This window comes from Streptomyces sp. WAC07094 (assembly GCF_036320405.1).
GTDB classification, from domain to species: Bacteria; Actinomycetota; Actinomycetes; order Streptomycetales; family Streptomycetaceae; genus Streptomyces; species Streptomyces lannensis.
This window is the reverse complement of the sequence record NZ_JAVMJZ010000001.1, coordinates 209,790-229,630: the sequence shown is the minus strand read 5'-3', so window position 1 is coordinate 229,630 and position 19,841 is coordinate 209,790. Positions and strand designations below refer to the sequence as shown.

The following is a 19,841-nucleotide window of genomic DNA, read 5'->3' as shown; positions in this document are numbered from 1 at the left end:
TCGCTTGATCTTTCGTACCGATGCCGCCGCAGCGAGCGCGGGTTGAGCTTTACGCGGCCATCCGACGTGACGTCCCGCACCCGGACATCGAACCGTCGCGGAGACCCTGTGCCGACGAGACGGCGCGCGCGCCCCGCGGCATCGACCTCATCACGATTGACGGGAGCGCGCCCGAACACCCCAACCGCTCCGAGGCATTAGTCAAGACAGGGCCAGGCCGCCGGGAATTGCCGTCCGTTGCGGTGACCGCCATCTGGTGTTCATAACTGTCTCACCGCTCCGGTCGACCGTGCTTTCTAGCGTCCGTGAGTGCGCGCACCGCTGGCCTGCCGCAGCCCGCTGTCAGGTTCGGAGCGCTGCTGTCCGGTCGGTGTGCGAGTGCACCCGACGATGCGAAAGGCCCCTGGAATGTCCGAAGAACCCAAGCAGACCAGAATCTCTCGTCGCAACGCGCTCGGCCTGTTCGGCGCGACAGTGTCCGGCGCCGCCGCCGGGCCGCTGGTCCTCGGCGCCGGAACCGCCGAGGCGATGCCGGCGACGTCGGAGGTCACCGGTCTCACCACCGGCTCGCCCACCACCCCCGTCCAGGGCCTGCACCTGACCTTCGGCGCCGACCCGCGCAGCCAGATGGTCGTCTCGTGGGTCACCGACGCGGCCGTCAAGAATCCGCGCGTCGTCTACGGCACGCTGAGCGGCGGCTTCGGTTCCACAGCGCACGCGAAGACCAAGACCTACGTGGACGGCACCTCCGGGCGCACCGTCTGGGTCCATCACGCGCTGATCAGCAAGCTCAAGGCCGACACCGACTACCTGTACGCGGCCCAGCACGACGGCGCCACCCCCGACGCCGGAACCTTCCACACGGCCCCGTCCGGCCGAGCTCCGTTCACCTTCACCAGCTTCGGCGACCAGGGTGCGCCCAGCGTGACGTGGAAGACGGGAGCGAACCCGGCCGACGCCTCGGGCCGGGACTTCGAGCCCAACGCCACACCCGCCGCAGCCGACATCGTCACCGGTATCGAGAAGGTCGGCCCGCTGTTCCACCTCCTCAACGGTGACCTTTGCTACGCCAACACCGGGCCCGACCGCGTCCGCGTCTGGCGCGACTTCCTCACCAACAACAGCCGCTCGGCGCGATTCCGTCCGTGGATGCCGGCAGCCGGCAACCACGAGATCGAGCTCGGCAACGGCAAGCTCGGTCTCGACGCGTACCAGACCTACTTCGAGCTGCCCTCGACCGAGACCCAGCCCGAACTCGACAACCTCTGGTACTCCTTCACCGTCGGCTCGGTGAAGGTGATCACCCTGCAGAACGACGAGATCGCCCTGCAGGAGGGCGGCGACATCTACATCAAGGGCTACTCCGGCGGTCGGCAGCTCGCCTGGCTGGAGAAGGAGCTCAAGTCGGCACGGGCGTCGAAGGACATCGACTGGATCGTCATCTGCATGCACCAGGTGATGATCAGCTCGGCGACCGCCGCGAACGGCGCCGACCTCGCGCTGCGCGAGGCGTACGGCCCGCTGTTCGACAAGTACGGCGTCGACCTGGTGGTCTGCGGCCACGAGCACGACTACGAGCGCTCGTTGGCGGTGCGCGGCGTCGTCCCCGGCAGCGTCACCCTCACGCCCAACCCGAGCCAGACCGCACTCGACGTGATCGAGAGCGAACACGGCACCACGCACATGATCCTCGGCGGTGGCGGCGTGTCCGGCATCACCAACAACAGCTTCACCACCGACGACGCCGACGGTCACGGGCACCACTCGGCATACGTCCAGACGGAGCACGTCGGCAAGTTCAACTCGGTCAAGGAGCAGGAGACCGCGGTCTGGATCGGCGTCCGCGACGCGGAGCATCCGTACGGCTTCGCCGAGTTCAACGTCGACCCAGGCCGTCGCCCCGGTGACATGACCCGCATCCATGTCACCTACTACAACATCATCACGCCCACAGGTGAGCTGTCGGTCTTCGAGAAGTTCACGCTCCAGCGCCGTCGTAGCGACGGCGGCCACGGCCACCACTGATCCACCGCGTCCAGCAGCAGTAGTCGTCAACGCCTGGGGCCGGGACGACGTCCCGGCCCCAGGCGTGGCCGGCCAGGAGCCCGTGGCGAATCACAACTGACGGCTGTCGTGGCGAGCCCGCGGTAGCAGATGAGGCTGCAGGCGATGCTGGTGAAGGCCAGAAGTGGCCGGCTCTGCGCTCGTAGCGACGGTGTGCAGACGCCGGCGTCCGCCGAGCCGGGCCATGGTGCGTTCGATGGTCAGCGGCGGGTCCCAGGCGTCGGCTGGACTCTTCGCCCTTGCGAGCGATGGGAGGCGTGATGCCGCGGGCGCGTAACCATCGGACCAGGTGGTCGTGGTCGTAGCCCTTGTCGACGGGTCGCCGCCTCCGGCACCACCCGATGGAGCAACTCCCACAACTCGTCCGGCACGAGCCGCTCAACGATCTCCACACCCAGAGGCGGTCGAACGAGCCGAATGAGATGGCAAGTAAGGCCGCCGGTGACAGGGTGGTGAGCCGGGTCGGTGGCTCCCGCAAGCTGCGTGACCGGTTGCCGCACCCGCTCGGACCCACTTCCGCGGCGGAGGCGAGTCGAGCAGCCGAGTTCCTGCAACCTGCGGTATATATCCGGTGTTGCGCGTGCTGGTGCAGACCCTGCGTGGACGGATGGAGTTGGCGCAGTGGCGTTCGCGGAGTCGGCCGGAAGCAGTGATTCCCCGTCCTCTCCCGAGCCGGCGCCACGCTCCGAGCGACGTTCCTGGGCACCGCTGCTGGCGGTGTGCGCCGGATACTTCATGGTGATCCTGGATGTGACGGTCATCAATGTCGCCGTACCCGTGATCGGCCGCGAACTGGCCGCATCGCTCACCGGCATCCAGTGGATCACCGACGGATACACCCTGGTCTTCGCCGGTTTCCTGCTGACCGGTGGTGCGCTGGGCGACCGGCTCGGCAACCGCCGGATCTTCTGTGCGGGCGTGGCGGTGTTCACCGTGTCCTCGGCCGCATGCGCGCTTGCACCGAACCCACCCTTCCTGGTGGTGGCCCGCCTGGTGGAGGGGCTGGGCGCGGCGCTCATCGTGCCCGGCTCCCTGGCCCTGCTGCAGCAGGCATACCCGTCGCCGGCCGCACGCTCGAGGGCCTTCGGCCTGTGGGGAGCCATGGCGGGCATCGCGGCCTCCGCCGGTCCGCTGCTGGGCGGGCTTCTGGTCTCCACGGTGGGTTGGCGCTGGGTGTTCCTCATCAATCTGCCTGTCGGTGTGGCCTGCCTGGCGCTGACGCTGCGGCATGTGGCTCGCTCGCCCCGCTGCTACGCCAGGACCCCGGACTGGCCGGCGCAGTGTGCGGTCGTCACGGCGGTGGCCCTGCTGACCGCGGCGCTCAACGAGGCCGGGCGGCGGGGCTGGTCCGATCCGGTCGTACTCGCCGGAGCGGGTCTGGCCGTGCTGGCCGCCGCGGCGTTCGCCGTACGCGAGAGGCTGGCCCGATCGCCGGCACTCCCGCCGACCCTGCTGCGCTCGCGTGCGCTGAGCGGTGGAGCCGTCATCGGCCTGCTGTTCAATTTCGGCTTCTACGGCATGGTTTTCACCTGTCTCTTGTCAGTAAGCCCGGGGTTTCAGGACTCCGTTGGGAAATCCGTGAACCGGGTGTGGGGCCCTATGCGGCAAGGTCAAGTCGGGTGAGATGTGAGGTCCGGGTCTGGCCGAGTGGGGTTTGGGTGAACCAGGCGTCGAGTCGGATGATGTTGATGGCGGTGGCGGCGAAGACGTGGCCGAGGTGGGTCTTGGGCAGGCCGGTGAAGCGGGTGCGGCGGATGCGGGTGCGCCGGACCGCCTGGGAGATCGTGCCCTCCACGCCGGCGCGGATGTTGTAACGCTGCTGCCACTCGTCGGTCAGCTGCTCATGGCGCCGCGCTTCCAGCGCCTCCTGCTGGTCTTGGGGAAGCAGGGTCAGACTGCGGCCCCCTTTGCCGTTCGCCGCCTTGGTGGACTTCTCGCGCACGGGGCAACTGCCGCAGTCCCGGGCGGTGAAGTGCACTCGCGCGACGGGGGTTCCGCTGCTCTTTCGCTGGTCGGGCCAGCTGGCGCTGATCTTACCCTCGGGGCAGGTGACCTTACGGGCCTGCCAGTCGACGGTGAAGGCGCTCTGCGTGAAGTGCTCGCCTTCGTGGTTCTCGTGGCAGGTGTCCAGTCCGACCGGCCCCACCAACTCGATTCCGTACTCGTTGCGGGCGGTGACGATGTGCGCGGCCAGGACATAGCCGGCGTCGACGTCGTGCTCGGCAGGCAGTAACTCCCGTGCGGCCAGGCCCTGATGGACGGTCTCGGTGACTTCGGTGTCGACGACCTTCGCGTCCGTGGTGATCACCTGGGTGATCAGGTGCGGGGCGTCCGACTCGCAGGTCTCAGACAGGTGGGCCTTGTAACCGCACCAGCCTGAGCCCCGCTTCACGCCGTAGCGGGCGTCGCAGTCATAGGGCGAGGAGAGCCGGCATCTGCCCGGCGGGAGGTCCTTGCCCTCCCGCAAATGCACCCCCTCGCCATCGCGGTGGTACTGCTCCACCCAGGCCCGCCGCAGGACCTGGACAGCGGGGATCTCCCGCAACCAGCCCGGCGAGCCGGGAGCGAAAGCGGCCTCAAGAATCGTGAAGCCGTCACGGCCTACCTGCGCGGCCCACTCCTGGCGCACGTTCTCCCCTTTGGGGAAGCGCCAGGAATCGATCCGGGCACCGTATCGTCTGACCCATCCCGCGGTGACCAGCGCGGACAGCCACTGCGGGGCCGCCACTGACAGGGCCTCCAGAGGAGAGTGCAGGGTCTCGCCCACGAACTCCATCCGGTTCACCGTCCGCACCGCCGCGAGCACGTGGGTGGAGTCGGTCCGCTGACGTCCCCCCGCGCGCAGCAGCCCGACCCCGGAGATTCGCTCAAGGACGAGGTCCAGGACCTTCTCCTCCAGGCCGTGCTCGATCAACCGGGCACGGAAGTCGCAAAGAACGGAGAAGTCAAACCCCGGGTCGTCCAGCTCAAGACCGAGGAGGAACTTCCAGTCCATACGGGCCCGGACCTGGTCAGCGGCCTGCCGGTCGGTGAGCCCTTCGGCGTACTGCAGCACTGACACCAGCGCCAATGCCCCGGGCGAGACCGCCGGCCGCCCCCGTCCGGGGAACGCCTCGGCAATCGACTCGTTCTCGAACAGCGGACCGAGCGCCTCACGAACACGGACCGCAAGTGTCCCCTTCGGGAACGAAGCCCGTACCCCCCGCGCAGTCAGCTCCGGCACTCCGCGATCAACCCGCGGCTCCAGCGACATCCAACCCCACCCTCGATCGGCAAACAGGCCGATCATGGCAGCCGGACACCCCCATCATCACCGGTTTACGGATTTCCCAACGGAGTCCTGCAGTCCCGGGAGGAGTGGCTTCCTCGGTGTGGAGCCGCGCGGCGGTGGAGTGTTCTTAGCCGTGCTCGGACGACGAGTTGATTACCTGTCAGCTATCGTATTAGGGTGTTTTGTGTGAAGATTGTCGCGCAGGTGAAGCTTCTGCCTGGGTCTGCTCATGACGCGGACGCACTGGCAGCGACCCTGCGTGCCTGCAACGGGGCCGCGAATGCCGCCTCCGAGGTGGCGTTCGACCGTGATCTGAAACGGCGCAACGGGCTGCAGGAGGCTGTGTACCACCGGATCAAGGCCGACTTCGACCTCGGAGCACAGGCGGCTGTGCGCACCATCAAGAAGGTGTGTGACGCCTATGCCACCCTCAAAGCGAACTTGAAGGCGGGGAACCTTGGGCCGGAAGGCGGCAGGCGCCGGATGCGGGCCGAGAGCAGGCCGGTCCGGTTCCGTGAGGGCGCGGCCCAGCCGTACGACGACCGCATGCTGACCTGGAACCTTGACGAGCGGACAGTCAGCATCTGGACGGTGGCGGGCCGGTTGAAGGGCATGGCGTTCGTCTGCTCGCCGGAGGCGATGAAACTTCTCGCCTCCCGCAAGGGCGAGTCGGACCTGGTGATGCGGGACGGCATGTTCTTCCTGACCGCCACTGTCGACGTGCCCGAAGCGGCACCGTACGAGCCCACCGGGTTCCTCGGTGTGGACCTCGGCATCGTCAACATCGCTACCACCTCGGACGGCCGGATCATGTCCGGCCGCCAGGTCAACCGCTACCGCAAGCGGCAACGCGACCTGCGGACCACATTGCAGAAGAAGCGGACAAAATCTGCCACACGCCGGTTGAAGAGCATCCGGCGGCGGGAATCCAGGTACGCCACCCAGCGCAACCACATCATCGCCAAGAAGCTCGTGCACACCGCTGAACGCACCTTGCGGGGCATCGGATTGGAAGACCTGTCCGGTATCCGGCAGAGGGTTACGGCCAGGAAAGACCAGCGGGCACGACTGCACTCCTGGGCTTTCGCCCAGCTCGGCGCGTTCGTCGAGTACAAGGCCAGGCGGGCAGGTGTCCCCGTAGTCCACGTGGACCCGAGGAATACCTCCCGCCAGTGCTCCGAGTGCTGGCACACCCACCGGTCCAACCGGATCGGCCAAGCCAGGTTCGTCTGCCGCTCCTGCGGAGTGGTACTGCATGCGGACCACAACGGCTCCCGCAACATCGCCCACCGGGCCGATGCTGTGTGGCAGCGGGGCGCAGTCAACCGCCCCAGTACGGCCTAGCGCCATACCGGATGCAGGGGACCACAGCACGGCTTGGCCGTGCTCTGCCTGCAAACCCGGTCCGTCAGGACCGGGTAGTTGACCGCCAGCCTGGAGTTCCAGCACCAGCGCGGCTTCACCGCTCTCGGTACCGGGCGGGCAATGTTCCCGGCGGTCGCGATGACCATGTTCGCCTCCGTCCTGTCCGGACGGTTGTCCAGCCGCACCGGTGATCGTCCGCTGGTGATCTCCGGCATGCTCCTCGCCGCACTGGGGCTGGCCGGCTGGGCCGCGGCCGGCGCCGACCCCGCATATCCACTACTGGTGGTTCCGATGATGGCCGCGGGATTCGGTACCTCCTTCGCCCTGACCGGGTCCACCGCCACCGTGATGGGAGCCGCGCCCCAGGCGTACTCAGGGGCCGCCTCAGCCCTGTTCAACACCACCCGTCAGATCGGCAGCGCCACCGGCGTAGCACTCGGCGGCAGCCTGCTTGCCTCGGCCACCGACTACAACGCCGGGCTGCGCAGCAGCATGACCATCGGCGCGCTCGCCTACCTGACCGCCGCAGGCCTTGCCTGGCGGTGTGTGCCTGCGAAGTCCCAGCGAAGTGCCGCGACTTGAGTCCGGCGCGCCCGAGGCGTCACCGAGCGGGCCACTGCACGGACAGGGTCGACCGCCCCAGCTGGAACAGCTGCAGCCCTCGGCCGGGCGTGGAAGGGCTGTCCGGGCCGACACATGCGTTCTGAGGTCGCGGTGCGCACGTCGCCGGCCTGAGGGCGGCCAGTGGCACGGACTTGCGGCAGGCGGCCGGGGACGCATCAACTGCCCGTGAAGAGCCGCAACTTCTCCGGGTTGCGTACCGCCCAGATGTGCTTGATCCGGTCGCCCTTGATCTCGAATGCGTACACCGTCACGGTGACACCGTCTTCCTGAGCCACCAGACCGGGCTGACCGTTGACCGTGCGTTCCAGGTGTGTCAGGTCGGGGACCCGTTCGGCGATCTCTACCCAGGCGCGGGCGATCCGCTCGCCGCCCGTGATGGGGTGCAGCGCGGCGTTGGCGAGGCCGCCGCCGTCGGCGATCGCCGTGGCGTCGGGGTCGAGGAGGCCGACAAGAGCGTCGATGTCCTTGGCCTCCCAGGCTTGTTTGAAGGCCTTGACGACATCCGCCTGGCGGGCCGTGGAGGGCGCGGGAGCCTGCGACGAGGCGTGTATCCGGCGGCGGGCCGAGGACGCCAGCTGGCGGCACGCCGCCGGTGTGCGGCCGACGATCTCGGCCACGTCGGAGAAGGGGTAGCGAAAGACATCGTGCAGGATGAATGCGACCCGTTCGGCCGGCGTCATCGATTCGAGAACGACGAGGAAAGCCATACTGACCGACTCGTCGAGGGTCACCCGGTCGGCCGGGTCGGCCGAGGAGACGCCCGCCCGGACGCTGATCCACTCCGAGCGTTCGGGCAGCGGTTCGGGGATCCATTCGCCCACGTACCGCTCACGCCGGACCCGTGCCGAGCCGAGCAGGTCGAGACAGATGCGACCGGCGACCCTGGTCAGCCAGCCACCGGGAGAGCCGATGGACTGCTGTCGGTCCGCGGACATGGCGTACCACCGGGCGTAGGTCTCCTGTACGACGTCCTCGGCGTCTGTCAGGGATCCGAGGAGCCGGTAGGCGAGATTGATCAGTTGACGCCGCTCGCTCATGATCACGCTCAGGTCCGGCTCGGACGTGCCGTGTCCCGGCGCGGATGCGGTGCTCATGGTGCCGTCAGCTCCCTCGGTCGCCCAGTGCCCTCTGAACCTCCGACGAGACAGCGGACCGGATTGTGAGGCCGGTACGCCGCCTCACAATCCGCGGGAGTGCTTCGTCGGACTGCTGAGACGAACACGCTTCCGCGAGCAGGGAAGCCCGGTGAAGTCGGGGTCGGCGGTTGACGCCGCCTCGATTAACTGAGGCTTTCCGAGCTCGTGTTGTGACATGGAGGAAATGATGACCGACTTTCGGGTGATCGCAGACCGTGTCGAGATCGAGGCACTGCGCGGCGAGTTCACGGATGCGGTGATGATGCGCGACTACGACCACGTGGCGTCGCTCTTCGCGCCCGACGGGGAGTTGAGGATGCCCGACATCCCCGTCGAACTCACTGGGCAGGCCGCGATCCGCGCCTGGGGCGAGCGCGTACCGGCCTTTGTGGAATTCCTCGTGCAGACCACCCATCCGGGCGTGATCCGGCTGGACGGCGACTCGGCGTCCGGCCGCTCCTACATGCAGGAGCTGGGACGGGGCCGGGACGGCAGGTCGGAGATCAACTACGCCATCTACCACGACCGTTACCAGCGCACATCCGCCGGCTGGAAGTTCACCGAGCGCGTCTACGAGGTCAGGTACCGCGACCGGAGTCCGTTGGCGGGCTCGGCACCCGAGATGCCCGTCGACTCGCCTGCCGGAGACGCGTCTTGAGCATGAGCGCGACGGTGACCACACCCGCAGCGGTCCAGGCTTCCTGGCCGCCCACAGCGCCGCGAACCGGAGTCGCCGGGCGGCGGCACACGGCACCGTCTCACCGCACCGACCGGAAATCACGTGACCGGATCACACCGCAAGCAGAGCAGGAGAATCAGCGATGACAAGGATCGGCATCATCATCGGCAGCACTCGCCCGGGTCGCAACGGCGAACAGGTGGCCGCGTGGTTGCAGGAGCTCGCCACACAGCACGCTGGGGAAGCCGCCGTGTTCGAACTGCTCGACCTGAAGGAGTTCGAACTTCCGCTGCTGGACGAACCGGTCCCCGCCCTCGTGGTGCCCGGCAGCAATCCGCACACCCGACGCTGGGCGGAGCGGGCCGCCTCGTACGACGCGTACATCTTCGTCACGCCCGAGTACAACGGCGGCGCTCCCGCATCCCTGCAGAACGCCATCGACTATCTCTACCGGGAGTGGACGCACAAGGCGGTGGCATACGTCGGCTACGGGATCTTCGGTGCCGTGATGGCGGTCCAGGAGCTGCGGGGGCAGGCAGGACGGCTGCGGATGGCGGACATCGGACCGCAACTGGCGCTGACGCTGCGTGACGACTTCGTGCAGAACACGCAGTTCAAGCCGCAGGACCTGCACACTTCGGAGGTGTACCAGCTCGTCGACGAGTTGCTCGCCTGGAGCACCGCGCTCGCGCCACTGCGCGCTGCCGCCCAGGCCGTTGTCTGAGTGGCGGCGCACACTGTCAGCATGCGCTTCGCCCTGGCGCTTGGTGGCGGGGAGATGGGGCGTTCCGTGACTCGTGACGGTGGGGGAGCGGGGTCGGGGCGAGCCAGGACCGGGAGAGGGGATGATCCCGGCCCGGACCGAGGGTTGGTCAGCCGTGCGAGGGGAACGCACGGCTGAGCGTCCACCGTGTCCGCGGGCCGGCCGGGGAACCACTCCGAGGGCCGAGGACGACCTGTGCACAGCCTGTTCGGAGAGTTCACCCTGTCGTCGAAATCACTGCTTCACGCCAGCGTTATCCGGGCAGTGACCGGCAGATGATCGCTGCCGGTGGACGACAGAGTGCGGATCTGGCGGACGGTGGCTGAGCGGGCCATGACCTGGTCGATGCGGGCCATCGGGAAGGCCGCGGGGAAGCTGAAGGCGAATCCCCGTTCCGCTGTGTTCATCCGTGACGTCAACGGGGCCAGCCCGCGGTCGTCGACGGTGCCGTTGAGGTCGCCGAGCAGGAGAACCGTTTTGAGCTGCTCGGCGGCGACGGCCTTGCCGAGCAGACCGGCGCTCTCGTCTCGCCAGGAGGACGCGAGGCCGCTTGCCCGGACGCGGACCGAAGGCAGATGTGCCACATACACCGCGATTGCGCCGCGCTGGGTGTGGACCGTGGTGCGCAGCCCGCGACTCCACGGCTCCGTTATCCCGCGGGGTTTGATGTCCACCGGCCGGGTGCCGGTCAGCGGATGTTTCGACCAGAGTCCGACGGTGCCCTGGACGACGTGGTGCGGGTAGTTCGGGGCCAGGGTCCTCGCGTACTCCGCCAGTGCCGGGGGCACCAGCTCCTCCAAGGCGATGAGATCGGGCTCGGCAGCAGCCAGAGTGCGGGCTGTGCCGACCGGGTCGGTGTTCTCGTCGCTGACGTTGTGCTGCACTACGACCAGGTCGTGCGGGCCGGGCTCCGTGCCGGGCAGGAGAAGCCTGCCGAACAGGTGCGCCCAGACGGCCATCGGCAGGAGCAGCGCCACCAGTGCGGTCACCGAACGTCGCAGCAGGGCCAGGGCGAGCAGGACCACGATCACCAGGCCGCACCAGGGAAGGAAGGCTTCCAGCAGACTCCCCACGTGCCCCGCGGAGTTGGGCACAGCCGCGTGGAAGGCCATGAGTGCGGCCGTCAGCACCGCAAAGCCGGCAGATACCCGTCCTCGTGTCCAGGTCCACCGACCTCGCGGGGCCCTTTCCGGAGTCCCGCTCGTGGCCGATGGTCCGGTTCGGCGTCGGGTCCACGGGGCCACTACTGACTTCTCCTCCACTTGGTTTCCGACCTGCTTGATCTGTTGCCTAGGACGACTCCCGTGCCGATTCGGTTTCGAGAGCTTCTTTGGGGCGGCAGCAATCGGGCAACGTGCCGCCACAGGACATAACGGGACCAGGTCCGGAAGACAGGCAACCTGCGTGCACAGGGACGCGGCGAGATAGGGTTGTGCGCATGGAAATCGCATGTTCGACAGGGGCGACGGGCTTCAGGTAGCCCGCCAGGAGATACCTGGCGGTCGCTGCGAACGGAGTTCCGTGACACGCACCGCCCACCACCTTCCCCCTTCGTACGGCCGGAGCGCGGACGGCCGCGCGTCAGGGAGCCCTTGGCGTTCCGTGGTTCTCTACGACCTCAGGTACAGCGCACGCACCTTCACCGAGGCGACACGAGAGTCCAGAAGGCCCCAACCGAGCACGGTCCGCCGCACGGTGAATGTGTACTCGTTCCCTCGACACCAGCGCGACCGCTCCGTCGCCCAGTGGTCTGCGGCGGAAGAACGCCGGTCACGACAGCGACTGCGAGCCCAAGTAGAGAGTCTTCTCAAGCTGGTACATTCCATCGTCGGCGAACTCGCCCTCGATGCGGCTGACATGGTGGACATCCCGCCGACGCGTCATCGGCGTAGCTCGCTCTGGCTCGCGTAGCGCCGCCCGCCTCAGCCGAAACGAGTGCCGGCCGATGCTGCTGCATCGGCCGGACTTGGAAGCACCCGATGCCACCGGCCGTAACCCGCCAGGGCTTCGGGCACATCACATGCATAACGGTCAGTGGTTCGTGACTGGTTCGAGCCGCAGCCGCCGTGTCGGGCAGGGCGGTGGTTGCCCCCGGCCGAACCAGACCCTGACGTCCTCACCGGTACGTACGGGCAGGAGGGGGTAGTTGTTCTCGGCGTGCTCGGTGCGGTGCAGTGCATGGCCTGGGCCGAGGTGCCGGGCGGCGTACGCGTCGAAGGCGGCAGCGTCGGACGGATGGCAGACGGTCGCTACCACCTCACGGGTGCCCCGCTCCGCTGTGAAGCCCGGGCCGCGCAGCAGCAGGACGTCGTCGCTGTCGATCATGGTGGCGTTTGCCGCCTCGCGGTGCTCCCGCCAGACCGGGCCGGTGTAGAAGGCCTCCAGCGAGCGCCGGCGGCGCGTCATGTCGGGGAACGCGCGCAGCCAGACGAAGCGGTTCGGGTCGTCCAGATCGCGGAATCTGCCTCCGACGGTGATGCCGACGGACTGTTGGCCGATCACGAACTCTCGCTCGAACAGCTCGATCAGCGTCTCCCGGGCCCCGGGGTGCAGGGTGTACTGCCGGAGTTCGACGATGCTCATGCGCCGGCGTCCCCGGTACGGGTGAGGTTCATGGTCCAGTTGAGTTCCCAGGTGCGGCCGTCGTCGGCGGAGAACTCCTCCTCCCAGCGGGCGGTGTCGGTGCCGAGGCGATACCAGGTGAAGTGGACCCGGATCGGGCGGCCGTCATAGGTGTCCTCGCCGTGGAAGTCAGCGCGGTCGTCGGCGAAGCCGCCGACCAGCGGCGGATCCAGTCGGCCTGTTCTGCTGTCGGCCCAGTGGATCGTCCAGCGTTCCGTCTTCCTGTCGAAGAGACGCAGCGTGACTCCCTGGCGGCCGAGCGTGGGGAAGGTGATCTCGTCGATGTTGCCGGCACCTCCGAACAGCGGCCGGACTACGGCGTGTCCGGGGAACTCCGTCCAGGTGGCTGGGCCTGTGTCGAGCGGTGAGGTGAGACGGCGGTTGGAGACGTCCCAGAGGCCGTGCAGGAAGTCGAAGTCGTTCATGCGCGACAAGCTATGGGCACTCCACTGCCATCCAGTGTCAGGAGATACTGAGCGGCATGCGCGCGAGCCGACTGGTCACCCTGCTTCTGCTGCTCCAGAACCGGGGCCGGATGACGGCCCAGCAGCTGGCCGAGGAACTGGAGGTCTCCGTCCGTACGGTCTACCGGGACGTCGAGGCGCTCGGTGCCGCCGGTATCCCGCTGTACGGAGCTGCGGGACACGCGGGTGGCTACCGCCTGGTGGACGGGTACCGGACCCGGCTGACCGGACTGACCGCGGACGAGGCACAGGCGGCGTTCCTTGCCGCACTCCCCGGTGCCGCCGCCGAACTCGGCCTCGGCGAGGCGCTCGCCACCGCACAGCTGAAGTTGCGGGCCGCCCTGCCGGCCGAACTGCGCGAGGATGCCGGGCGGATCCAGGAGCGTTTCCTGCTCGACGCTCCCGGCTGGTACGGCGACGCTGACGATGCGCCTCATCTGGCCTCGGTCGCCGCTGCGGTGTGGGCGCGGCGGGCGGCGGTGCTGAGGTACCGGCGCTGGCGGGCGCCGGAGGAGATCGAGCGGAGGGTGGAGCCGTACGGGCTCGTACTCAAGGCGGGCCGTTGGTACTTGGTCGCGGGTGGATCGTCCGGGATCCGCACCTACCGGGTCGACCAGATCCTCCACATCGGGCCGCTGGAAGAGCGGTTCGCTGTCCCTGACGAGTTCGACCTGGTCGCGTACTGGGACAGCTATCTGGCGGACTTCCGGGCCCGCCTGCACACAGGGGAGGCCCTGGTGAGGCTTTCCCCGGAGGGCGCTCGCCGTCTCGGTGTGACACCCACGAGTGACGGATGGACGGATGCCCGGGTGCCCATCGAGTCGATCGACCACGCCCATGGAGAGTTCCTGCGACTGGGCGCCGACGTCGAGGTCATGGCACCGGCCGAACTCCGCGACCGGATCGCCACGACCGTACGTACCTTGGCCACCCGTTACGAGGGTTGACTCAGGCGGGTTGTGCAACCGACCTCCTCCTGGCGCCGCGTACGCGGGTGCCGTAACGGCCCGTCAGTCGACAGACGACGTAGATGGTGAACGAGATCGTGGTGACATAAGGGCTGATGGGGATGCTGCTGCCGAGGGCGAGCAGGATGCCGCCCTCGATCGAGGCGATCGCGAAGAGCACGCTGAGCGCGGGCAGCAGGACCGGTGACGCGGTGACGCGGGCGGCGGCCGCGGCGGGTGTGGTGACGAGTGAGAGGACCAACAGCGCGCCGACGACCTGTACGGACAGGGCGACCGCCAGTCCGAGTACGAGCATGAAGGCGATCGACAGGCCGCGTACCGGCACTCCGCGTGCCTCGGCGACATCGGGATCGGCGCTGGCGAAGGCGAGAGGCCGCCATATGACCGCGAGTGCGATGACCACGACGACGGAGGTGCTGAGCAACCAGGCCATCTGCGGTGTGTCGACCGCGACGATCTGGCCGGTGAGCAGACCGAACTTGTTGGCCGCCCGGCCCTTGTAGAGGGCGAGGAAGAGCACACCCAGGCCCAGGCCGAACGGCATGATGATGCCGATGACCGAGTTGCGGTCCCGCGCCCGCGTACCCAGGATGCCGATCACTCCGGCCGCGAGGAGTGATCCGGTGATCGAGCCGGCCACGATGTTCGTCCCCAGCAGGAGGGCTGCCGAGGCACCCGCGAAGGAGAGTTCGCTGATGCCGTGCACGGCGAAGGGCAGGTCGCGCATGATGACGAACACCCCGGCCAGGCCGCCCACCAGGCCGAGAGCGGCGCCGGCGACGAGGGAGTTGCGGACCAGCGTCAGCAGTTCGCCGTAGTGGTCGAAGCTGAAGATCTGGTGCCAGATCCCGTCGGCAATCGTCATGGGCGAACTCCGTCGGTGGCGCGTGTCGCGTGGGTGTGATGGGCAGGGGTGGCAGGCCCGTCGGGTGCTCCGACGACCACGATCCGGCCGGGCGTGCGGACGACATCGATCTGCGTTCCGTACAGCGTGGAGAGCGACTCCGAGGTCAGGACCTGCTCGGGGGTGCCGACCCGGTGGCCGCCGTCGGCCAGGTACAACAGCCGGTCCACCAGACCGAGCACCGGATTGATCTCGTGGGTCACGAAGACCACCGCCGTGCCATGGGACCGCCGCCGGGCGTCGACGAGTTGGGTGACGGCCCGCTGGTGGTGCAGGTCGAGGGAGAGCAGCGGTTCGTCGCAGAGCAGGAGCTGCGGGTCGGTGGCCAGGGCCTGCGCGATGCGCACGCGTTGTCTTTCGCCGCCGGACAGCAGGCTGAGGGGGACATCGGCGTACGAAGACGCTCCCACCGACTCGAGTATCTCGTCCACTTGGCGGCGGGCGGCGGCTGTGCGCGGACGGGGACCGAAACGTGGGCCGTCGATGCCGAAGCGGACGAGGTCACGGGCTCGTAGCATCGCGTGCGCGGACACAGCGGCCTGCTGGGGGATGTAGCCGATTTCGCGGCCGGTCTCGCGGGGAGAGCGGCCGAGGACGGTCAGGGTCCCGGCGGACAGTGGCTGCCGGCCCAGCAGGGCCCGGACGAGGCTGGTCTTACCCGCCCCGTTCGGGCCCAGCACGGCCACGAAGTCGCCTGGGTACACGTCGAGTTCGAGACCGCTCCACACGCTGCGGTCGCCGTAGGACAGTGCCGCGCCGCGCAGACTGATCACCGCGGCGTCGTTCGCACCTTCGTCATGCCGGGCCCGGGGCACGGAGACCATGCCCGGTGCGCTCACTTGTCCAGCGCGCTCGCGAGCGCGTCGACGTTGGCGGTCATCCAGCCCAGGTAGTCCTTGCCCTGGGGCAGCGTTTCGGTGACGGGCACCACAGGGACACCGGCGGACCTGGCCGCCGACTCGGTCCTCTCCGTCTGGGGACCGGAGGTCTGCTCGTTGTAGACCAGCGCCTGGACCTCCTTGCCGGAGAACAGTCCCAGTGTCTCCTGCAGGACCTTGGGGGAGACGTCGTCGCCCTCCTCGATGGCCTCGCTGAACTCCTCGGGTGTCTTGTTGACCAGCCCACTCGCCTCGATCACATAGAGCGGCACGGGCTCGGTGATCGCCACCGACTCACCACTGTGTTCCTTCTTGATCTGGGCTTCTTTCGCCTCCAGGGACTGGAGCCCGGTCTTGAAGGTCTCGGCGTTCTGTGTGAAGGAGGCGGCGTCCGCGGGGTCGGCCTTGCTCAGGGCGGCGGCGATGCGGTCGGCGATCCTGGCGACGGTGGGGAAGTCGTACCAGACGTGTTCGTTGAGCTCACCGCCCTTGGGAGCGGTCTTTCCGGAGACCTTGACGGCGTTGATCACCTCGGCACTCGTGTTGCCGCCGCTCTTGAGCATCTTGTCGACGAAGTCGTCGTAGCCACCGCCGTTCTCGATGACGACCTTGGCCTTGGAGAGGGTCAACTGGTTCTGGGTGTTCGCCTCGTAGGAATGCGGGTCCTGGCTGGGATCGCTGATGATCGAAGTGACCTCGACGTGATCGCCGCCGATCCGCTTGACGATGTCGCCGTATACGTTCGTCGAGGCGACCACAGGGACGGCGGACGAGGACACGGGGGTCTGGCCGTTACCGTCGCCTCCGGAGTCCGATGAGCTGCCGCAACCTGCCAGAAGGGCCAGACAGGCACCACCTGATATCAAGGCCGGCACGCGACGGGACGGGGACGCGGACATGGTTCCTCCAGGACAGATTGCTCACGATGGCTTCACTAGGGCGGGACCGCCCGGTGCGGGCGGCCACAATGCTCACGCTAGATGAAAATGAATGTCAACACCATGGTCACGAGGGCGCTAATGAAAATCGTTGCCATTTGTTGATCTGTCCGCAGGTGGCGAGGTGCTGTCAGGGTTCGGACGGCACTGATCACAGACGCCTGTGAGCTCCACGATGTGCTCGACGTCGGCGAACCCGGTCGCGGAGGCCACGCCGTCGGCCCATCGCTCGACGGTCTCGGCCGCGACGGGGAGGCTGAGGCCGCAGAGTCGGCACACGAGGTAATGCCGGTGGCCGTCGACCGGCCGGGGGCGGTAGAGCCGCTCGCCGGTCCTGTCGCGCACGACGTCCACGCGCCCGTCCTGCTCCAGCGCCTGCAGGGTGCGGTACACGGTGGACAGGCCCACGGCGGTGCCCCCCGATGCGAGGGCCGCGTGCAACTCCCTGGCGGAGGCGAAGCCGGGGTGCTCGCGCAGGGTTCGGAGGACGGCTGTCCGTTGCCATGTCGACCGCCGGCCCGGAGGTCGCTCGCTCGTCGACGAAAGGTGCATGACGCCTGCCTCTCGCGTCACTGGGAAATGGTCCGGCGCAAGAGTAAGTGGAAATGAATACCATTACTACTGGTCCCGGCGTCCCGAGCGGCCCCTGGGCCCCCAGCACCCCGCTCCCGGCCAGGAAGCGGGGCTTTCCGGTGTCCCGGCCGTCTGCGAGGACCCGGAGCGGGCCGCCCTGCTCACCGAACACCGCATCAACCCACCGAGGTCGGGCCGATACGTTCGTGTCCGGCCGTGGGGCGAGCCCGCCCTTTCCGGGGGAATCGCGGCACGACGGCCGCCGGCGTGCTCGCCGCGAACTGACGGCTCCTCTCGGGCGTCAGCAGTCGCGCAACTCCGGTGACTGGTTCAGGATCTGGGCGCGCAACGAGGTGAAGCGCGTGTGAGTGTCGCCGCCGCGTGCCTCGGGGTGGAAGGCGGCGACGCGGTGGCAGTTCTGGAAGGCGAGGGCGATGCCGAAGTGGCGCTCCAGAGTGCCGCGGATCGCGTCGCTGGACAGCGCACGCAACAGCTGACCGCGTTCCCGCTCGGAGGGCGGCGGGGTCTGGTTGTCGGCGAACTCCGCGGCTCCGGAACGCAGTTCCGCGGTGAGGCGGGCGATGAGGTCGTAGGCGTAGGGCAGGGATGCGCGGACCGATTCCATGAAGTCCTGCTCCCGTACTTCGCCCTTCTCGGCCTTGGTGAGCAACTGCTGGGAGACCTCGAGCGACATGAAGAATTCTCCTGTTCTGTTGGGATGGTGCTGTGTCGGAGGCGGGGTCAGGCTCGGGTGGCCAGTGCCGCCGGGCCGTGCTCGAAGTCGGGGTCGATCTGTGCGGTGAGGTCCTGCCCCAAGGCCTCGTTCGCCCAGGCGGCCGCGTTGCGCAGATGGAAGTCCACAGCGTGCTGTTGGAAGGCCACCCAGTCCTTGGGGCGGGCGTCCACGGCCTCGCGCAGCAGGTCGAGTGCCTGCCGGTTGTGAAGTTCCAGCTCGCCCTGGTGACGGCCCTGTTCCTGGCCGCGAACGTGGGCGGACTGCTCGAAGTGGACGAGCAGATCGTCGCCGACGTGTTCTTTGAGGAAGAGCAGGTCGTCCTCTCCCGTCACCTTGTTGCCGACGACGGCCACCTGGATGCCGAACTCGGCGGCGTGATCGCGGTACTGGCGGTACACGGAGACGCTCTTGCGGGTCGGTTCGACGACCAGGCACGTCATGTCGAAGCGAGTGAACAGGCCGGAGGCGAAGGCGTCGGCGCCGGCGGTCATGTCGACGACGACGTACTCGCCCGGGCCGTCGACGAGATGGTTGAGGTACATCTCCACGGCACCGAGCTTGGAGTGGTAGCAGGCCACGCCCAGGTCGCTCTCGCCGAAGGCCCCGGTGACCATCAGCGGTACGCCGCCCACGTTCTGGATGTGCGTAGCATGGAGCTCGTCGGCGCCGAGCAGGCGCAGTAACCGGGACCCGCGCCCGGGAGGGGTCGTCTTGACCATTGCATCGCGTGACACGATCCGCGCGTTGGTGCCGCGTAGATAGTCCTTGATCTCGCCGGTGCGCGCACTGAGTGGTGGTGCGGAGAAGGGCTCGTTCTCGCCGAGACCCAAGGTGTGCGCCAGATGCTGGTTGATGTCGCCGTCGATCGCGACGACCGGCGCGCCCGAGCGCGCCAGATGGAGGGAGAAGAGGGCCGACAGAGTCGTCTTGCCGCTGCCGCCCTTGCCCACGAAGGCAACGCGCATCGTCAACGACTCCTATTGGAAATGAATGTCATAATCGTAGACTGAAGCGTGCGGCGCGGCAGTGTCAAATCCCTCGCGCCCCAACTCACCCGTCTGCCATGGGATCGGGTCACCTGCGAGGCATACGGGTAGCCCTTTGACTCACATATGGCGGAGCGGCGCCCATGCTGGTGTCGTGGGGCAGGACGGTGGGACGGCGCGGGGGCGGGAATGTGCCACCCGATCCAGCGGCCTTGACTGGGGCCTGATCGACTGTTCGCGAAGGGCCGTGCTCGACTGCGAACGGCATCAGGTCGGTGGCAACGACGAAGAAGCCCGGTGGCGCGCCGTCTCGGGCAGGTCGATCCAGGTGAATCCCGGTGGCTCGGACCGCCTTATGAGGTCGTGTCCGGCTCGAGTACTTCCTGGGCCAGTTCCGGGCTGAGGAAGTACTCGGCGTAGGGCGTGTTCGCGAAGTGCTCGGCCATCAGCCGGGACCACAGAAGGACCGACCGAAGCGGCCGATGGTTGATGATCACGTGTTGAGCCAGGCCGGCGTCGTTGTAGCGCACCACCACGACGCTGCCGATCGGCTCGCCGTGCACCCGCGAGGTGTAGTCCTCGACAAAACCGTGCTCGCCATATGTGCCCACGTAGTTGAACTCTTGGTAGTCGTAAAGGGTGCGGGCGTAGGCGAGTATCTCGCGCACGGCGTGTGCTCCCTCGACGATTCCGTTCAGGACCGAGGCTTCCATGGTGGCGTCTTCCGCCAGGTTGTCCAACCAGGCGGGACGGTAGTCCCGTCGGTGCAGATCTGCGTTGCCGCTGCCGAGGTACATGCTCATGGCCGGTCCCTGACGGTTCGATCCAGAATCCTGACAGAAGTATAATCCTTTTGCTTATGTTGGTCGA

19 protein-coding genes and 1 pseudogene are annotated in these 19,841 nt (G+C 67.9%); 7 read left to right on the top strand and 13 right to left on the bottom strand.

Translation table 11 applies throughout. From position 1 onward, the window contains the following. Nucleotides 1-408: 408 nt before the first annotated feature. On the top strand, nt 409-2,025 hold the full coding sequence (locus RCR19_RS01080; protein WP_331263278.1) for a metallophosphoesterase family protein: 1,617 nt from the start codon (nt 409-411) through the stop codon (nt 2,023-2,025). Between the two features lie 128 nt (nt 2,026-2,153). On the opposite strand, the pseudogene RCR19_RS01075 reads toward RCR19_RS01080, so the two are convergent. Continuing rightward, nucleotides 2,154-2,338, bottom strand: a pseudogene (locus RCR19_RS01075) (IS5/IS1182 family transposase); the annotation flags it as partial. Nucleotides 2,339-2,685: 347 nt separating this feature from the next. Between RCR19_RS01075 and RCR19_RS01070 the strand changes: the two are divergent. After that, nucleotides 2,686-3,687, top strand: coding sequence for an MFS transporter (locus RCR19_RS01070; RefSeq protein WP_331263277.1), 1,002 nt, complete (start codon nt 2,686-2,688; stop codon nt 3,685-3,687). Here RCR19_RS01070 and RCR19_RS01065 read toward each other — a convergent pair. Continuing rightward, nucleotides 3,662-5,317: an IS1182 family transposase gene (locus tag RCR19_RS01065; protein ID WP_331263276.1), complete on the bottom strand. Its 1,656-nt coding sequence runs from the start codon at nt 5,315-5,317 to the stop codon at nt 3,662-3,664. The genes RCR19_RS01070 and RCR19_RS01065 overlap by 26 nt on opposite strands. 204 nt (nt 5,318-5,521) lie before the next feature. On the opposite strand from RCR19_RS01065, the gene RCR19_RS01060 reads away from it, so the two are divergent. Both RCR19_RS01060 and RCR19_RS01055 read left to right on the top strand, forming a co-directional pair. After that, a complete protein-coding gene (locus RCR19_RS01060) occupies nt 5,522-6,679 on the top strand; it encodes a transposase (RefSeq protein ID WP_331263275.1) in 1,158 nt (385 codons plus the stop codon). Nucleotides 6,680-6,757: 78 nt separating this feature from the next. Next, the gene (locus RCR19_RS01055) at nt 6,758-7,282 is read left to right on the top strand and encodes an MFS transporter (RefSeq protein ID WP_331263274.1); all 525 of its coding nucleotides are present in this window, start codon (nt 6,758-6,760) and stop codon (nt 7,280-7,282) included. Between the two features lie 197 nt (nt 7,283-7,479). Here the strand turns inward: RCR19_RS01055 and sigJ are convergent, their stop codons facing one another. Beyond that, nucleotides 7,480-8,418 (bottom strand): RNA polymerase sigma factor SigJ, encoded by a 939-nt coding sequence (gene sigJ, locus RCR19_RS01050; protein WP_331263273.1) that lies wholly within the window; start codon nt 8,416-8,418, stop codon nt 7,480-7,482. A 229-nt stretch (nt 8,419-8,647) separates the two neighbouring features. Between sigJ and RCR19_RS01045 the strand changes: the two genes are divergently transcribed. Both RCR19_RS01045 and RCR19_RS01040 read left to right on the top strand, forming a co-directional pair. Further along, a complete protein-coding gene (locus tag RCR19_RS01045) occupies nt 8,648-9,118 on the top strand; it encodes a nuclear transport factor 2 family protein (protein WP_331263272.1) in 471 nt (156 codons plus the stop codon). 163 nt (nt 9,119-9,281) lie between these two features. Continuing rightward, the gene (locus RCR19_RS01040; protein WP_331263271.1) at nt 9,282-9,863 is read left to right on the top strand and encodes an NAD(P)H-dependent oxidoreductase; all 582 of its coding nucleotides are present in this window, start codon (nt 9,282-9,284) and stop codon (nt 9,861-9,863) included. A gap of 281 nt (nt 9,864-10,144) precedes the next feature. Here the strand turns inward: RCR19_RS01040 and RCR19_RS01035 are convergent, their stop codons facing one another. The 3 genes from RCR19_RS01035 to RCR19_RS01025 all read right to left on the bottom strand — a co-directional run bounded on the left by RCR19_RS01035 (nt 10,145) and on the right by RCR19_RS01025 (nt 12,949). After that, on the bottom strand, nt 10,145-11,014 hold the full coding sequence (locus RCR19_RS01035) for an endonuclease/exonuclease/phosphatase family protein (RefSeq protein WP_331263270.1): 870 nt from the start codon (nt 11,012-11,014) through the stop codon (nt 10,145-10,147). A gap of 919 nt (nt 11,015-11,933) precedes the next feature. Further along, the gene (locus tag RCR19_RS01030) at nt 11,934-12,485 is read right to left on the bottom strand and encodes an NIPSNAP family protein (protein WP_331263269.1); all 552 of its coding nucleotides are present in this window, start codon (nt 12,483-12,485) and stop codon (nt 11,934-11,936) included. Beyond that, on the bottom strand, nt 12,482-12,949 hold the full coding sequence (locus tag RCR19_RS01025) for a hypothetical protein (protein ID WP_331263268.1): 468 nt from the start codon (nt 12,947-12,949) through the stop codon (nt 12,482-12,484). Before RCR19_RS01025 ends, RCR19_RS01030 begins: the two co-directional genes overlap by 4 nt. Nucleotides 12,950-13,005: 56 nt before the next feature. Here RCR19_RS01025 and RCR19_RS01020 point away from each other — a divergent pair, with 56 nt between their 5' ends. Continuing rightward, complete coding sequence (locus tag RCR19_RS01020; RefSeq protein WP_331263267.1) at nt 13,006-13,935, top strand: WYL domain-containing protein; 930 nt, start codon at nt 13,006-13,008, stop codon at nt 13,933-13,935. 1 nt (nt 13,936) lies between these two features. Here RCR19_RS01020 and RCR19_RS01015 read toward each other — a convergent pair whose 3' ends face one another. The 7 genes from RCR19_RS01015 to RCR19_RS00985 all read right to left on the bottom strand — a co-directional run bounded on the left by RCR19_RS01015 (nt 13,937) and on the right by RCR19_RS00985 (nt 19,774). After that, nucleotides 13,937-14,821 carry a metal ABC transporter permease gene (locus RCR19_RS01015; RefSeq protein ID WP_331263266.1) on the bottom strand — a complete coding sequence of 295 codons (885 nt, stop codon included), beginning with the start codon at nt 14,819-14,821 and terminating at the stop codon, nt 13,937-13,939. Continuing rightward, nucleotides 14,818-15,684: a metal ABC transporter ATP-binding protein gene (locus RCR19_RS01010; protein WP_331269308.1), complete on the bottom strand. Its 867-nt coding sequence runs from the start codon at nt 15,682-15,684 to the stop codon at nt 14,818-14,820. The genes RCR19_RS01015 and RCR19_RS01010 overlap by 4 nt, the downstream gene beginning before the upstream one ends. Nucleotides 15,685-15,695: 11 nt before the next feature. Beyond that, the gene (locus RCR19_RS01005; RefSeq protein WP_331263265.1) at nt 15,696-16,637 is read right to left on the bottom strand and encodes a zinc ABC transporter substrate-binding protein; all 942 of its coding nucleotides are present in this window, start codon (nt 16,635-16,637) and stop codon (nt 15,696-15,698) included. Nucleotides 16,638-16,754: 117 nt separating this feature from the next. Next, a complete protein-coding gene (locus RCR19_RS01000; protein ID WP_331269307.1) occupies nt 16,755-17,228 on the bottom strand; it encodes a transcriptional repressor in 474 nt (157 codons plus the stop codon). A 322-nt stretch (nt 17,229-17,550) separates the two neighbouring features. After that, nucleotides 17,551-17,943: an SCO5389 family protein gene (locus RCR19_RS00995; protein ID WP_331263264.1), complete on the bottom strand. Its 393-nt coding sequence runs from the start codon at nt 17,941-17,943 to the stop codon at nt 17,551-17,553. A gap of 47 nt (nt 17,944-17,990) precedes the next feature. Continuing rightward, nucleotides 17,991-18,950 carry an ATP-binding protein gene (locus RCR19_RS00990; protein WP_331263263.1) on the bottom strand — a complete coding sequence of 320 codons (960 nt, stop codon included), beginning with the start codon at nt 18,948-18,950 and terminating at the stop codon, nt 17,991-17,993. A gap of 374 nt (nt 18,951-19,324) precedes the next feature. Then, the gene (locus RCR19_RS00985) at nt 19,325-19,774 is read right to left on the bottom strand and encodes a hypothetical protein (RefSeq protein ID WP_331263262.1); all 450 of its coding nucleotides are present in this window, start codon (nt 19,772-19,774) and stop codon (nt 19,325-19,327) included. Nucleotides 19,775-19,841 lie beyond the last annotated feature (67 nt).

Bases quoted from the DNA above. Each gene is read 5' to 3' on its own strand.
- sigJ (WP_331263273.1), bottom strand. From the start codon at position 8,418: ATGAGCACCGCATCCGCGCCGGGACACGGCACGTCCGAGCCGGACCTG.
- RCR19_RS00985 (WP_331263262.1), bottom strand. From the start codon at position 19,774: ATGAGCATGTACCTCGGCAGCGGCAACGCAGATCTGCACCGACGGGAC.
- RCR19_RS01035 (WP_331263270.1), bottom strand. From the start codon at position 11,014: ATGGCCTTCCACGCGGCTGTGCCCAACTCCGCGGGGCACGTGGGGAGT.
- RCR19_RS01040 (WP_331263271.1), top strand. From the start codon at position 9,282: ATGACAAGGATCGGCATCATCATCGGCAGCACTCGCCCGGGTCGCAAC.
- RCR19_RS01025 (WP_331263268.1), bottom strand. From the start codon at position 12,949: ATGAACGACTTCGACTTCCTGCACGGCCTCTGGGACGTCTCCAACCGC.
- RCR19_RS01030 (WP_331263269.1), bottom strand. From the start codon at position 12,485: ATGAGCATCGTCGAACTCCGGCAGTACACCCTGCACCCCGGGGCCCGG.
- RCR19_RS01010 (WP_331269308.1), bottom strand. From the start codon at position 15,684: ATGGTCTCCGTGCCCCGGGCCCGGCATGACGAAGGTGCGAACGACGCC.
- RCR19_RS01045 (WP_331263272.1), top strand. From the start codon at position 8,648: ATGACCGACTTTCGGGTGATCGCAGACCGTGTCGAGATCGAGGCACTG.
- RCR19_RS00990 (WP_331263263.1), bottom strand. From the start codon at position 18,950: ATGCGCGTTGCCTTCGTGGGCAAGGGCGGCAGCGGCAAGACGACTCTG.
- RCR19_RS01000 (WP_331269307.1), bottom strand. From the start codon at position 17,228: ATGCACCTTTCGTCGACGAGCGAGCGACCTCCGGGCCGGCGGTCGACA.
- RCR19_RS01020 (WP_331263267.1), top strand. From the start codon at position 13,006: ATGCGCGCGAGCCGACTGGTCACCCTGCTTCTGCTGCTCCAGAACCGG.
- RCR19_RS01065 (WP_331263276.1), bottom strand. From the start codon at position 5,317: ATGTCGCTGGAGCCGCGGGTTGATCGCGGAGTGCCGGAGCTGACTGCG.
- RCR19_RS00995 (WP_331263264.1), bottom strand. From the start codon at position 17,943: ATGTCGCTCGAGGTCTCCCAGCAGTTGCTCACCAAGGCCGAGAAGGGC.
- RCR19_RS01015 (WP_331263266.1), bottom strand. From the start codon at position 14,821: ATGACGATTGCCGACGGGATCTGGCACCAGATCTTCAGCTTCGACCAC.
- RCR19_RS01005 (WP_331263265.1), bottom strand. From the start codon at position 16,637: ATGTCCGCGTCCCCGTCCCGTCGCGTGCCGGCCTTGATATCAGGTGGT.
- RCR19_RS01080 (WP_331263278.1), top strand. From the start codon at position 409: ATGTCCGAAGAACCCAAGCAGACCAGAATCTCTCGTCGCAACGCGCTC.